This is a genomic window from Acinetobacter seifertii (genome assembly GCF_000368065.1).
Taxonomy (GTDB): Bacteria; Pseudomonadota; Gammaproteobacteria; order Pseudomonadales; family Moraxellaceae; genus Acinetobacter; species Acinetobacter seifertii.
Map to the genome: position 1 here is coordinate 357296 of NZ_KB851199.1, position 14901 is coordinate 372196.

14 protein-coding genes and 1 pseudogene are annotated in these 14901 nt (G+C 39.5%); 8 read left to right on the top strand and 7 right to left on the bottom strand.

The window, feature by feature from the left end; translation table 11 throughout:
* Positions 1-70 precede the first annotated feature (70 nt).
* Genes pilB through coaE form a run of 4 tightly spaced genes read left to right on the top strand, consistent with a single transcriptional unit; the run spans position 71 to position 4495 of the window.
* On the top strand, positions 71-1783 hold the full coding sequence (gene pilB / locus F985_RS06625) for a type IV-A pilus assembly ATPase PilB (protein ID WP_004699074.1): 1713 nt from the start codon (positions 71-73) through the stop codon (positions 1781-1783).
* A 27-nt stretch (positions 1784-1810) separates the two neighbouring features.
* Complete coding sequence (locus F985_RS06630; RefSeq protein ID WP_004699076.1) at positions 1811-3037, top strand: type II secretion system F family protein; 1227 nt, start codon at positions 1811-1813, stop codon at positions 3035-3037.
* Complete coding sequence (locus F985_RS26240) at positions 3037-3897, top strand: prepilin peptidase (RefSeq protein WP_004699077.1); 861 nt, start codon at positions 3037-3039, stop codon at positions 3895-3897. The genes F985_RS06630 and F985_RS26240 overlap by 1 nt, the downstream gene beginning before the upstream one ends.
* 1 nt (position 3898) lies before the next feature.
* Positions 3899-4495, top strand: a complete 597-nt coding sequence (gene coaE, locus F985_RS06640; RefSeq protein ID WP_004699080.1) for a dephospho-CoA kinase — start codon at positions 3899-3901, stop codon at positions 4493-4495.
* Positions 4496-4497: 2 nt separating this feature from the next.
* Here coaE and F985_RS06645 read toward each other — a convergent pair whose 3' ends face one another.
* The 4 genes and pseudogenes from F985_RS06645 to F985_RS0104160 form a co-directional block, all read right to left on the bottom strand.
* The gene (locus F985_RS06645) at positions 4498-5406 is read right to left on the bottom strand and encodes a DMT family transporter (RefSeq protein WP_004699081.1); all 909 of its coding nucleotides are present in this window, start codon (positions 5404-5406) and stop codon (positions 4498-4500) included.
* 35 nt (positions 5407-5441) lie between these two features.
* Entirely contained in the window at positions 5442-6191 is a 750-nt protein-coding gene (gene rlmB, locus F985_RS06650) for a 23S rRNA (guanosine(2251)-2'-O)-methyltransferase RlmB (protein WP_004699084.1), read from the bottom strand.
* Between the two features lie 102 nt (positions 6192-6293).
* A complete protein-coding gene (ppnP, locus tag F985_RS06655) occupies positions 6294-6620 on the bottom strand; it encodes a pyrimidine/purine nucleoside phosphorylase (protein WP_000099685.1) in 327 nt (108 codons plus the stop codon).
* A 76-nt stretch (positions 6621-6696) separates the two neighbouring features.
* Positions 6697-7131 (bottom strand): annotated as a pseudogene (locus tag F985_RS0104160) (tetratricopeptide repeat protein); the annotation flags it as partial.
* Positions 7132-7369: 238 nt separating this feature from the next.
* On the opposite strand from F985_RS0104160, the gene recN reads away from it, so the two are divergent.
* The 3 genes from recN (at position 7370) to ruvX (ending at position 10157) form a co-directional block, all read left to right on the top strand.
* Entirely contained in the window at positions 7370-9037 is a 1668-nt protein-coding gene (gene recN, locus F985_RS06660) for a DNA repair protein RecN (RefSeq protein WP_004699088.1), read from the top strand.
* A gap of 125 nt (positions 9038-9162) precedes the next feature.
* A complete protein-coding gene (locus tag F985_RS06665) occupies positions 9163-9717 on the top strand; it encodes a YqgE/AlgH family protein (protein WP_004699090.1) in 555 nt (184 codons plus the stop codon).
* The gene (gene ruvX, locus F985_RS06670; protein WP_004699093.1) at positions 9717-10157 is read left to right on the top strand and encodes a Holliday junction resolvase RuvX; all 441 of its coding nucleotides are present in this window, start codon (positions 9717-9719) and stop codon (positions 10155-10157) included. Before F985_RS06665 ends, ruvX begins: the two co-directional genes overlap by 1 nt.
* Positions 10158-10215: 58 nt before the next feature.
* Here ruvX and F985_RS06675 read toward each other — a convergent pair whose 3' ends face one another.
* The 3 genes from F985_RS06675 to F985_RS06685 are packed head-to-tail and all read right to left on the bottom strand — an operon-like array spanning position 10216 to position 13555.
* A complete protein-coding gene (locus F985_RS06675) occupies positions 10216-11217 on the bottom strand; it encodes an HlyD family secretion protein (protein ID WP_004699094.1) in 1002 nt (333 codons plus the stop codon).
* Positions 11218-11256: 39 nt separating this feature from the next.
* Positions 11257-11463, bottom strand: a complete 207-nt coding sequence (locus F985_RS06680; RefSeq protein WP_004699097.1) for a DUF1656 domain-containing protein — start codon at positions 11461-11463, stop codon at positions 11257-11259.
* Positions 11456-13555, bottom strand: coding sequence for an FUSC family protein (locus F985_RS06685; RefSeq protein ID WP_004699099.1), 2100 nt, complete (start codon positions 13553-13555; stop codon positions 11456-11458). The genes F985_RS06680 and F985_RS06685 overlap by 8 nt, the downstream gene beginning before the upstream one ends.
* A 494-nt stretch (positions 13556-14049) precedes the next feature.
* Between F985_RS06685 and F985_RS06690 the strand changes: the two genes are divergently transcribed.
* The gene (locus F985_RS06690) at positions 14050-14823 is read left to right on the top strand and encodes an IclR family transcriptional regulator (RefSeq protein WP_004699103.1); all 774 of its coding nucleotides are present in this window, start codon (positions 14050-14052) and stop codon (positions 14821-14823) included.
* The last annotated feature ends 78 nt before the right edge of the window (positions 14824-14901 follow it).

Below are 14901 nucleotides of genomic sequence, written 5' to 3' on the forward strand. Positions count from 1 at the left end.
TAGTAATTTTACATAACAAAAGTATAATTTTTCATATACCAATTATAAACACATTAGCATAGGCAGGCAGATGTCAGCATTACATACATCTCCAAAATTTACGGGGTTTTTTCGGCGTTTAGTCGAAGAAAAGCATGTGTCGGCAGCGACCATGCAAAATGCATTAGATGCAGCAAAGAGAGCTAAGCAGGATACAGTCGCATATTTAATTGAAGAGGTTCATCTCTCCCCTTCTTTATTGGCTGAAACAATCTCTGCTGAGTTTGCTGAACCATATTTTGATCTTGATGTTTATGACACATCTCAGATTCCAAAAGATTTGGTCGATCAAAAACTGATTTTAAAACATCGGATTTTGCCACTTATTCAAAGAGGGCAAATTTTATATGTCGCAACCAGCAATCCAAGCAATATTGAAGCGATTGATGCGATCCGCTTTAACAGCAAACTGATGGTTGAGCCTGTCATTGTCGAGCATCATAAGCTGGAAAAAGTTTTAGGCCAGCATTTTGCAGAAGAAAGCAACTTTGATTTTAATGATGAAGAGTTTGATCTCGATGTCAGCCTAGATGCACCTTCGACTCAAGAGGATGAAGAAGAAACACCTCAAGGTGATGAAGCTCCAATTGTTAAATACATTAATAAGTTGCTTATTGATGCCATTCGCATGGGCGCTTCAGATTTACATTTTGAACCGTATGAAAAGTCATATCGGGTTCGATATCGTGTCGACGGCGTGTTACGTCAAATTGCTAATCCGCCTTTACAATTGGCAAACCGTTTGGCTTCACGTTTAAAAGTAATGTCTCAAATGGATATTTCCGAAAAACGTGTCCCACAAGATGGTCGTATCAAACTTAAGCTCTCAAAAACTAAAGCAATTGATTTTCGTGTGAACTCACTTCCGACGTTGTTTGGTGAAAAGCTAGTTCTACGTATTCTTGATCCATCAAGCGCAATGCTAGGGATTGACGCCCTAGGATACGAAGAAGAACAAAAAGCTTTGTTTATGGAAGCTTTAGATAAACCACAAGGTATGCTTTTAATTACTGGACCAACAGGTTCCGGTAAAACTGTATCTTTATATACAGGCTTAAACATTTTAAATACTGAGAGCTCTAATATTTCTACTGCCGAAGACCCTGTAGAAATTAACCTTGAAGGGATTAATCAGGTTAACGTGAACCCGAAAGTAGGTCTTACGTTTGCTGCTGCACTTAAATCATTTTTACGACAAGACCCTGACATTATTATGGTTGGTGAGATTCGTGATTTGGAAACAGCAGAAATCGCGATTAAAGCTGCACAAACGGGTCACATGGTGATGTCAACACTGCATACCAACAGTGCACCGGAAACACTGACTCGCTTACGCAATATGGGGGTTCCTTCTTTCAATATTGCAACATCAGTCAACTTGGTTATTGCTCAGCGGTTAGCACGCCGCCTTTGCTCTCAATGTAAAACACCTACAAATGTTCCAAAACAAAGCCTATTGGAAATGGGCTTTACCGAACAGGATCTAGCACATCCAGACTTTCGCGTTTTTCAACCTGTGGGTTGTCCTGAATGTCGTGAGGGCTATAAAGGCCGTGTGGGTATTTATGAAGTAATGAAAGTTACACCTGAAATTTCCAAGATTATTATGGAAGATGGCAACGCTTTAGAAATCGCAGCTGCTTCTGAAAAATTGGGGTTTAATAATCTACGTCGTTCAGGTTTAAAAAAGGTGATGCAAGGGGTGACCTCTTTACAAGAAGTCAACCGTGTAACCAGTGAATAAGACACTATTTAAAATAAGGATAATCTAATGGCTGTCAAAAAGGCACAAATGATGCCTACTTTTGCTTATGAAGGGGTTGACCGTAAGGGTGTAAAAATTAAGGGGGAACTTCCAGCTAAAAATATGGCTTTAGCTAAAGTGACCTTACGCAAACAAGGGGTTACCGTTCGAACCATACGGGAGAAACGTAAAAATATTCTTGAAGGTTTATTCAAGAAAAAAGTATCAACGCTTGATATTACGATTTTTACCCGACAACTGGCGACTATGATGAAAGCGGGTGTACCGCTGGTACAAGGCTTTGAAATTGTCGCGGAAGGTTTGGAAAATCCAGCTATGCGTGAGGTAGTACTTGGGATTAAAGGTGAAGTTGAAGGTGGCAGTACCTTCACTTCAGCTTTAAGAAAGTATCCTCAACATTTTGACAATTTATTTTGTTCACTTGTTGAGTCTGGTGAACAATCAGGTGCGCTTGAAACCATGCTAGATCGTGTGGCGATTTACAAAGAAAAAAGTGAATTGTTGAAGCAGAAAATCAAGAAAGCAATGAAATATCCTGCGACAGTTATTGTGGTAGCCATTGTGGTGACTATTATTTTGATGGTTAAAGTGGTACCCGTTTTCCAAGATCTATTTTCTTCTTTTGGAGCAAAGTTACCAGCCTTTACGCAAATGGTCGTAGACATGTCGAAATGGATGCAAGAATACTGGTTTATTATGATTATCGCGATTGGTGTAATAATTGCCGCTTTTTTAGAAGCTAAAAAACGTAGTAAGAAATTTCGTGATGGCTTGGATAAACTCGCGCTTAAATTACCTATTTTTGGAGACTTAGTTTATAAAGCAATTATTGCCCGTTATAGTCGTACACTTGCCACAACCTTTGCAGCAGGTGTTCCACTCATCGATGCGCTTGAGTCGACTGCTGGTGCAACCAACAATGTCATCTATGAACAAGCTGTGATGAAAATTCGCGAAGATGTCGCAACAGGACAACAACTTCAGTTTGCCATGCGTTTATCTAACCGTTTTCCTTCTATGGCTATACAAATGGTTGCAATTGGTGAAGAATCTGGGGCGCTAGACAGCATGCTCGATAAAGTTGCGACCTATTATGAAAATGAGGTTGATAATGCTGTTGATGGTTTAACTTCAATGATGGAACCTTTAATCATGGCGGTTTTAGGGGTGTTGGTAGGCGGTCTCGTTGTTGCCATGTATCTTCCAATTTTCCAAATGGGCTCAGTTGTATAATGCAGGACATCATTGCTTATTTTATTCAAAACTTAACTGCACTTTATATTGCAGTTGCACTCGTGAGCCTATGTATTGGTAGCTTTCTTAATGTAGTGATTTACCGCACTCCAAAAATGATGGAGCAAGATTGGCAATTCGAATGTCAAATGCTCCTAAATCCAGAGCAACCCATTATTGACCATGAAAAACTAACATTAAGCAAACCTGCTTCATCATGTCCAAATTGCCACCAACCGATCCGTTGGTATCAAAATATTCCTGTCATAAGCTGGCTTGTGCTAAGAGGAAAATGTGGTCATTGCCAACATTCGATTAGTATTCGTTATCCAGTAATTGAACTACTCACCATGTTATGTTCATTGGTGGTGGTTATGGTGTTTGGTGCAACCATACAAATGCTTTGGGGTCTCGTCCTGACTTGGGTCCTGATTGCCCTCACCTTTATAGACTTTGATACACAACTTTTACCTGATCGCTTTACCTTGCCTTTGGCAGCACTTGGCTTGGGCATTAACACCTTTAATATTTATACCTCACCAAACTCAGCCATTTGGGGCTACCTTATCGGCTTTCTATGTCTTTGGATTGTCTATTACCTCTTTAAAGTGATTACCGGCAAAGAAGGTATGGGTTACGGCGACTTTAAGTTACTTGCAGCCTTAGGTGCATGGATGGGACCATTGATGCTGCCATTAATTGTGTTATTGTCATCTTTATTGGGTGCAATCATTGGCATCATCTTATTAAAGTTAAGAAATGAAAATCAGCCTTTTGCTTTTGGGCCATATATTGCCATTGCGGGTTGGGTTGCCTTTTTATGGGGTGATCAGATTATGAAGATTTATTTAGGAGGTTAAGATGGCTTTTATTCTGGGAATCACAGGTGGTATTGGCAGTGGAAAATCTGCTGCAACACAATGGTTCGAGTCCCAAGGAATTCAAGTCGTCGATGCCGACATCGTTGCGCGTGAAGTCGTTGAAAAAGGCCAACCTACTCTCCAAAAAATTCAGCAAACTTTTGGAGACTGGGTACTTCAGTCCGATGGTAATTTAGATCGTCGTGCCCTACGCGAACATATTTTTCAGAACCCTGAAGCAAGACACATACTCGAGAGCATTATCCATCCTGCGATTCGCCAATCGATTATTCAACAACTACAAAATCCAAAAAGTCCTTATGTGATTTTAGTTTCACCATTACTCTTTGAAACCAACCAACATGAATTGGTTAATCACACTTTATTAGTTGATGCGAGTGAACAAACTCAAATTCAGCGTGCAAGCCAGCGAGATGGGCAAAACCAGGAACAAATCCAGAAAATTATTGCTGCACAAATGCCACGCGAGCGTAAACGTGAGCTTGCCAATGACATTGTGTTTAATGACGGATTACTCGAACATTTATATCAGCAACTAGAGCCTTTACATCAAAGCTATTTGAAGCGCATCAACTAATCTTACATATTTTGCTGCTTAATTTTTTGTGTCAGGCTATCTTGTCTAAACCAGCGCCAAGGCTGTAAAGCGCCTATTCCCATACCTACTAAGCCCACAACAATTGATGGGCTTAATGACTCACCAAGTAAAGGTACAGCTAAAATAGCGGCAATGAACGGCGCCAAAGTGACAATACTTCCCGTTTTAAAAGCACCAAGACGTTGAATGGCAGCAACATAAGTCAAAGTTGCAATAATAACGACAAATACACCATGGAAAATGCCCTGTATCGCTAAATGAACAGGACTAACTTCCATGAAGTGCTTAGGCAAAAATAAAACATAGATGGGTAAATAAATAATTGCAGACCAAATCGCAACACTTGCCATAGAATGCCATGCAGAGAGCTTCCACTGTTTAAGTAAAACAGTGAAGATACCCCACCAAATCGCACTAATAAAAAGGAGTATGTCTCCAATTCCAAACGCAGAGGTACTTGTACGTAGCATCAAAATGCTCATGAGTGCTAAGGCAGCGATCATGATTGCGAGACTCGCCCATGTGTGTTTATCAAACGGCTGTCTAAATAAAATATAGGCAGCTATAGCAGTACAGATGGGTATGCAGCCATTTAAAAATATTGCAGCATGTGCGGCTGGAGCATAAAGAAAAGCGGTATAAACAGTCAGACAATAGATAACACCGCCAATGAGCGCCAAAATAACCGCATGCTTACTCCATAAAAAAGCGAGATCTTTTTTATAAATTAAGATAGGCATTAAAATTAGAAAGGCGATAGCGAAGCGCAGTGCGGCAATGTCCCAAGCACTGATGTGCCATTGTGCATTTAAACGAGCAAAAAGTGTAAACCCGCCCCAAATGCACATGGTCACCAATACAAAGAAATAACCTTGTTTACGGGGAGACATATGAAGACTGCTTAAAAACTAGAAAGGCAGCTCAATTATACCTCAGAACGCTGACGACAAGCCTCATAAAGTGCCATACCTGTTGCCACGCTTACATTTAGACTCTGTAAATTCCCAGACATCGGAATATAAACTTTGTGATCACACTGTGCCTGAGTAATTGGGCGCAAACCTGTATCTTCAGCTCCCATCACAATCACGACTGGGCCAGAGAAATCACACTTTTGGATTGGCATTGCACTTTCATCAAGCATAGTACCAATTACACGTATATGAGTTGTTTCTTTCAGATGAGCCAATGTACGAGCTAAATTTGTGACTTGAATAAATTTAACTTTTTCAGCTCCACCCGCCGCAACTTTACGAGCCGTTGGGGTTAAGCTTGCCGAACGATCACGAGGCACAATCACAGCTTGCACGCCCATTGCAGCAGCGGTACGGATACAAGCACCTAAGTTATGTGGATCTGTTACCTGATCTAATGCAAGCAATAAAGCATCTGGAGTTTCAGCCAAGATCTGATCTAGATCTTTTTCATTTAAAATCGGATGAGGACGTACTGCTGCTACTACACCCTGATGAAATGGCAAACCAGCAAGTTTTTCAAGACTATCACGGCTTGCCTTTTGTACACTAATTCCAAAAGGCTCTGCCAATTGCAAAATCTTTTGCAAACGTTGGTCATCCCGCCCTTTTAAAGTAAACAGGGTTAGCACACGTTCCGGCTCAAGTTCTAACAATGACTCCACTGAGTGAACGCCATAATAATATTCCGGTTTTGCCATGCTTGACCTCTAACAACGTTTGAGCAAAAAAATAAAAATCCTGCAAAGCCAACTTCACAGGATTTCTTTGGGCATAGTGTACCCGATTTAAACAGGAATTTCTTAGCCTTCTAAATGGCACACATAATCAAGCACTTCATCAGTCTCAATTTTAAAAACGCTGTTTCCAGGAACATAAAATGATTGACCAGCGCGGAACAATTCACTTTCATTACTGTCTGCAATTTTGACACGACATTCACCTGAAATAATTTCCATACGCTCAGGAACATGTGTTTCAAATGTTAAAGGCTGCTCAGTCGGCAAAATAACACCTAATGTTTTTTTCGTTCCATCTTCAAATTGCACGGTATGGCTGATACATGCTCCACCAAAATAAACGTTTGACTTTTTGATGACCGTTACATGATCAAATTGGGTTGAACTCATGCACATTCTCCAGATAATGCCGCATTTATATAAATTATGTTGAATGTAGTTTAATTGTGCCTAAATAACTAATCAATCAGTTTTCATACGCATAGACTTGTAATTTCCACTGCTGTAGCTGAATTTTTTTAGCAAAAGCGTGGGGTAAATTCACTTCAATATTTCGACTCTTCGACACAATTGCATCATATCTGCAAACTTCATCGTGATTTTCATCGAGTAAAACCCAATAAACTTTCTCTGCCGTTGGATGAGTAACAGCAGTTGTAACCACTGGTGAGCCATTATCCATGCCAATATGAAAATTATCTGGGTCATTTTGCATTGAAGCTGATTCATAAACCGGGAATTTGACACTATTTTCATCAAATTGCTGGCTATCATGTATAAGCACACTTTGTTTTAAAGTCGGCCAGATACAATAACGCAGATAATGTTGATCTATAACTCGATTATCCGGATACCTTCCAGTGGCAATATAATCTCTGATATGTGCTTCAATATTATGAAAATATGATATATTTTTTCACTCTTCAAAATAAACTGGCAAGTAAAAAATATCTTTCTACACAATTAAATAAATGTATCCATGAATAATTCTGATAATTTTTGATATCGACGATTATTGCTAAATAATAAACGAACAAGAATCTTGGAGTTCTATAATTTCAGTTAGAATAATAGATCACTTGTAGCAAATTCAAAACTTCTCTATCTTTAACCCATAATTTGGCGCGTTGGATGCGTTTATGCTCACACATTTAACTTTAATTAATTTTGCATTAGCTGATCATTTAGCTATTGATATAGAACAAGGATTTAATGTTCTAACAGGTGAGACAGGTGCCGGAAAATCATTATTACTGGATGCACTTTCTGCCTGTTTAGGTGAACGTACAGATACAAATTATGTCCGCTATGGTTCGGACAAAGCGGATGTAACCGCTGTTTTTACTTATCAGGACAATAGTCCTGAAGCGAAATGGCTACAAGACCATGAACTAGATGATGATTCTGGGGAAATTCATTTACGACGTGTTATTTTCGCAACTGGTCGCAGTAAAGCATGGGTCAATGGACGTCCGAGTAGTCTCTCTGAGCTTAAAGAATTAGGACGTTTACTGGTTCAGTTATATAGCCAACACAGCCAACAGCAACTTCTTGAACCACCTTATCCAAAGCATTGGTTAGACCGTTATAACAATTTTTATGCTGAAGCGAATGATGTCCGTGAAGCTTATAGTACATGGCAACGTACCATTCGTTTACACCAAGCAGCCTTAGATGCTCAAGCAACCCGTCTACAACGTATTGCGACCTTAGAGCTACAAATCGAAGAGCTTGAAGAGGTTATTCAAACCGATTACAAAGAAATCGAGCAAGAGTTCGATCGCCTTAGTCATCATGAACATATCATGCAAGATTGTAGCTATAGCCTGAATGCGCTTGATGAAGCTGAGCAAAACATTACTCAAGAAATGTCGTCGATTATTCGTCGTTTAGAATCTCATGCTGGACGTAGTGAACAGCTTTCTGAAATTTATAACTCATTATTAAATGCGCAAAGTGAAATTGATGATGCCACATCAAATTTACGTCAGTTCATTGATCGTCAAAGTTTTGACCCTGAACGAATGGAAGAACTAAATTCCAAGCTTGAAGTTTTTCATCGTCTGGCGCGTAAGTACCGTACTCAGCCAGAGACGCTCAAAGAAGAATACGAAACTTGGCAAAATGAGCTTGAACAATTGCACCAACTTGAAGACCCAGAGACTCTGGCAGAGCAAGTAGAAAAGTCACATGAGGAATTTTTAGAGAAAGCTCAGCATTTAGACAATATTCGTCGTGAAGCTGCTGCCCCACTTGCCAAACAGTTAACCGAACAAGTGAAACCCTTAGCACTACCAGAAGCCCACTTTGAGTTTAAGTTTGAACCCCTAGAACAACCAAGCTCAGAAGGTTTAAGCTTTATTCAACTTTTATTTACGGCTAATAAAGGTATACCACCACAACCATTGGCTCGTGTGGCATCGGGTGGTGAACTTTCACGTATTGCACTCGTCATGCAAGTCATGAACGCGGAAAAAACAGAAGCCGAAGTTTTAGTGTTTGATGAAATTGATGTGGGGATTAGCGGTGGTACAGCTGAAGTAGTTGGACGTTTACTTGCCGACTTAGCTCAACATGTCCAACTTTTATGTATTACTCACCAAGCACAGGTCGCTGCGCAATCTGATCAACATTTGTTAGTTAAAAAGCAGCAAACTGACCCAGCCAGTAGTACCATTGTACAACTTGATGAAAATCAGATTATTTCTGAATTAGCACGTATGTCTGGCGGTGTTGAAATTAATGAAACGACCTTACAGCATGCTAAACAATTACGACAACTTAAATTTCAGGCTTCTTCAAATTAATAAAGAAAATGAGAGAAAAAGATTGGCGAAATCCGATTAACTCTTGTATGTTGATAAAAAGAACCTATATAGATAAAAGGGTCGTGAGACCCTCTAGCGACATTTTTTGAGGGAGAACCGCTTAGGTGACCAAACAATACATGACTCACCGTTGTCTGATTGCCCCGCCAGAACTGGCAGATGACTTTTTTGCAAATACAGTAATTTATCTTGCCCGTCACGACGAAGAAGGCGCTCAAGGCATTATCATTAATCGTCCTGCTGGCATTCAAATTAAAGAACTCCTGAATGATTTAGATATTGATGCAGACAATGTAAATCCACATGAGGTTTTACAAGGTGGGCCTTTACGCCCAGAAGCAGGCTTTGTCCTTCATACTGGCCAACCAACTTGGCACTCTTCTATTGCTGTGGGTGAAAATGTCTGTATTACCACCAGTAAAGATATTCTTGATGCAATCGCACATAACGAAGGTGTGGGTCGCTATCAAATCGCACTAGGTTATGCGAGTTGGGGTAAAAACCAGTTAGAAGATGAAATCGCTCGTGGTGACTGGCTTATCTGTGATGCCGATATGGATCTGATTTTTAACTTACCGTACGACGACCGTTGGGATGCAGCCTATAAAAAGATTGGTGTAGATCGCACATGGCTGGCTTCTGAAATCGGACATGCTTAATGACTGTGACACAATCCAAATCAATTATGGCTTTCGACTTTGGCACTCAAAAAATGGGGATGGCGATAGGTCAATCTGCAATTGAAAGTGCTAACCCACTACCGTTATTTGTAATGAAAGATGGAATTCCTAACTGGGACCAGCTTTTAAAAATTGTAAAAGAGTGGCAACCTGATTTGTTTATTGTTGGTCTTCCATTAAATATGGATGATAGTGAGTCAGAACTTTCTACACGTGCCCGCAAATTTGCAAGACGTTTACGCCATCAAACCAATATTGAAACTTGGATGGTGGATGAGCGCTTAACGACGCGTGAAGCAAGAGAAGAGCTCGGCTTCTACCAAGAACAAGGACGCGCAAAGAAATTATCAGCAGATAGTTTTGCAGCAGCCTTGCTGATCCAGAGTTGGTATCGAAATCCAGTCGGCTTAACGCCATAAAAGTAAAAAAAGCATGTTTTACACATGCTTTTTTATTGAGTAGAAAAACTTAAGCTTTTTATTTTTCAATAATATGTACTGTCGCAGTACGGCCAGAAACAAAAGCAAGCTGATTTTTTGGCGATTCGTCTAACACAATTTTCACAGGTACGCGCTGCGCTAAACGAACCCAGCTAAAGGTTGGGTTTACGTTTGCAAGCAATTTAGAACTGCTTGAACGCTCACGGTCTTCAATACCCGATGCAATACCTTGTACATGACCTTTAATTTTTTGACTATCACCCATTAACTGTACACTCGCTTCATCGCCAATATGAATACGGTCTAATTTTGTCTCTTCAAAATATCCCACCACATAAAGTTGTTTACGGTCTAGTAATGCTGCAACTGCTTGCCCAACTTGAATATAATTACCAGGGCGCATATCAAAGTTAGAGAGTGTTCCATCTGCGGGTGCCACCACAGCAGCACGATGCATATTAAGTTCAGCTAAATGCAAGTTACTTGTCGCAGCTTCAACGAGTGCCTGTTGCTGCTTAATAGTTGCTTCTGCTTGTTCAATCGCAGCTTGAAGTTGTTCATGCTCTGCAAGGGATTGATCGCGTGTTGCAAAAACTTGATCTTGTTCTTGTTTAGAAATAGCGCCATCCATTAAGTTTGAATAACGGTTTGCGTTTTTCTCGGCTAACTTAATGTTTGTACTCGACTTAATTAAGTTAGCCTTGGCTTGTGCTAAACCTGCTTGCGCCTGAGCAAATGCTGCTTTTGCTTTTGCCAAATCAGACTTTGCTTGCTCTACATCTAAAGCTCGGCGAGAGACATCAATTTTAAAAAGCACCTGACCTTTTTTGACAGTTTGGTTATCTTGAACCAATACTTCTGTTACAAGCCCTGCTACATCTGAAGAAACTTGAATGACGTCACCACGAACGCGACCATCACGTGTCCACGGCGCTGCATTATAGTAATTCCACAAATGCACAATGGTATAGACCGCAATCATTAATGCGACAATCAAAATCACTGGACGGATGACTTTTTTCAACTCCAATTGATTCATTTCACTCACCTAACTCAATCTTTAATCTGGCAATCATCTTTAAGCACCTAACCCAACAAAAACTTGGTGTATCACCAAAAGTAATAAAAGGTAAAAACACAAATTGAAAATGCTGGGCAATGCAATCCAGCCTTGTGCAATCCATTTGTTAGTTAAAGGACTTAACAAGCGGAAACATATATATGCAAATAAGGCTTGGACGAGCAAAGCGGGCACGTAAATACCGTATACATTAAACTCACCCATGCGCTGTGGCTCCTGTAAGCGTACGATCTGCATTCATTTGGTTTGATGAAACATGACACATGCTATAAGCAATATTATTTAGTGAAATAAATAATCTTTGGCGAATAGCCATATCTTCTATATTTGAAGCAAGCTGTTTTAGTTCAAACAAAGTCTGATGAATATGTTGTATTAATACATCTGCTTCATCTTTTTCATTCTCTTTAGCTCTAAATAGCTCATCTAAATCTTGTTGCAAACGCCCAATATGATGCGCCAGTTCTGAAGATGACTGAACCTGATTTGCTAACTCTTGCAAACGGGTTAAATCAACAATTGCACTTGATTCAACAAGTGCCTGATGAATTGATTTTTTAATCTCTTCTGACTGAACCATTTTGGTATTTAAAACACCTACACGGTCTAACATCGCACGCAAATGAACTTTGAATTCAATACCATAAGGAATATAAATTGCTTGGCGCATCGCGCGATAATGTAAAGCCAGAATACGATTTGCACTGGTATCGGGTGACATAGCACGTACAACATCTATCACAATGAGAGATACCAATACACCCATGACCATACCAAATGAACTGTCTAGGTAAGACACTGCATCCATGCTATAAGCATTGTGCAAGTTCAGACCCATCATGGTATTAATACCGAGCACCATACCCACAGGCATGAGTGCCTGATTTGCCATCATAGAAACCGCAAATAAGAACATCGGTAGTAAAACGAGTCCAAGCTCCCAAAATGTAGTGACATGAGGGAAAACACCAAAAGCATAAATAAACACTAAAACAGCTGATGCCACACTTCCCCATATAAAAATACGTAAGACAGGAACAGGATTATCTAAAGCTGTTAAAATACAAGCAGTTACTGCACCAATCTGTGCCATCATAAATCCAGCCTTCCAGCCAGACAGAATCCACACACCTGTCACAATAAATGTAATGAGTACCGCACTAATACCACCTCTGACCGCTACCCCGTGATCTCGGTGTAAACTTGGATATTTAGTTGTCATTGGGGTAATGTTATCTGGTATCTCTTTATTACCCTGCTTGATGCGTTGCCATAAAACTTTTACAGCTAAAACATTACTAATAAAGTGGCGGACATCCATTTTCATGGCAGCCAATAAAACTTGCTGATGTTCAGAAGCCGAGTCATTTAAGTTCAAAAAGTCATTTTCAAACTCAGCAGGTAACTGCAAAACATTTTCATCAGTCATCTGGTCTTTTTGTTCGAGAAAATGAATTACATGACCTGAAAGCTGTTTTAATTTGTCCGCATGACTTTCAATAAAATTAAGTTCTTGTAACTGTTTAATTCGCTCGGACAAAGCAACTAAGTTTGCAACTACCATCGACATTTGATGGAGCATTTCTTGTAAAGGCTTGGTCATGCCATGCAATTCACCTTTTTCATAGCTCAAGTGAACTGCCAAAGCATGAATATCAGTTGTATCACGAGTAATTGCGGCTAAAAGCTGTGTATTGTTTTGCTGCTGATCTGCATTTAATAAGTTTGCAAACAGACTCTCGGTATCTTTGAGTGTTTTAGTTACACGCTGCTTAATGGCTGAACCAATATGCATAGGCAAAATAGTTGCGGAAACCACTGCACTTGAAATCACACCAATTGAAATCTCAAGTACACGCGCCAAAGCAATATCAAAAATATTGTACTGATCAATATAAGTAATCGCGTTGTACGCAATCATTGCAGTTGAATAACCCGCCAGCATAAATGCATAACTACGAGGCGTCCGGTCGAGTAAGGATACATAAAGCGCAAAGCCCACCCATAGTGATAACACCACCGTAAAGATCCACGGCGTATTAATCAGATGAGGCGTGATTGTTAATGCAACAATGGCGCCACCCACCGTCCCTAAAACACGATAGACACACTTAGACGACACCATACCCGAATAAGGGTTGGCGATAATCAAGACAGTACCGATCGACCACATTGGATTAATCAGGTCTAATTCAAACGAGACAAATAATGCCAACATGCCGGCAATAAATGTCTTTATTGCAAAAATTAGATCAAGCTTACTCGGGCGAAAAGCCAGTATTTGCTTTAATAACATGAACTCATCTCAAATACAGATTTGAACTGATGAGCATGCTCCTCAGCGTGCCCTTGCCTTTTTAAAAAGACAACACGACTTTGTCATTTGCCTTATAGACAAATGAGTTAATGAGAGCATCCTTCAATACAATGATTTTTCCTACATCTTTGCATGATATGCCCAGATGATTTCAGTTTGACCGCTATTTAGGCGACCAAGCTTAGGAAAGGAGAGACATCGAGAAAGCCGGCAGAGTAAACCAATTTCTCGATTAGATATTTTGTTGCACAATTTTTTCAAATTAAAGTGATTTAGTCAACTAAAATATCTTTATTTGATAATTTGATATGTTTTTAGTTAATCATATATGATGTACGAATCAAGAGAACTTTTCTGATTCTGAGCGTAAAATATTTAAATCAGGTAGTTATCTTGCAATTGAGACAAAGCTTCAATTTTTCTGTTATAAGAACTCAAGTGTGACTCTTTATTAAGGATACGAATAAGACATCATGGCAATTTCAAGTTTTGGCAAAATTTTAACCGTACTGGATTTATTTTCAGTTTCACGACCAGTGATTAATGTCGATATTATTTGCGAAGAACTTGGCTTGTCTAAACCGACCAGCTATCGTTATCTGAAAGAACTCGTATCAGCCGACTTATTAAAACGTATTAATGGTACTTCTGGCGATTACACTTTAGGCTCAAAAATAGCAGTTCTTGACTATGTATCCAGAACAACCGATCCACTTGTCCAAATCAGTACGCCGTTTATGCGTAATATTGTTGAGCGCACTGAACTTTGCTGTTTACTCACCTATTTAAATGACGACTATTGTATTGATATTCATCATGAAATTTTCAAAGATACAGAGCTACTTTCATATGGTCGAGGCTGCCCGCGTCCGATCTATGTTGGAGCTTCACCAAAAACAATGGTGTCACATTTAAGTAAACAGCGTATGCATGACTACTATGAACGTTTTCAGAATGAGCTATCGCAGTCAGGTTTTGCTCTAGACGAAACAAGCTTTATTCAACGCATGCGTAAAATAAAAAAACAAGGCTTCTATTTCTCACAAGGTGAGATTGACCCTAATGTTTCAGGCCTTGCCGTTCCCGTTCGTTTTTCGAGTAAAGAAGTTCCTTTGGCTTTAACATTAGTCGCATCAAAGAATCGTTTTGACTTTTTAAATATTCAAAAACTGATTGAAATTTTGCAAGAAAATGCTGGATTGATTGAGCAGCGGTTTATGGAACTCTCAGAAAAAGGTGAGATATAAAATAGTATTTTTGATAATTTAAAGTTTTTTTACATTTTTAAGCATTGAAAAAACCAAAATATTCTCATATTATGATTT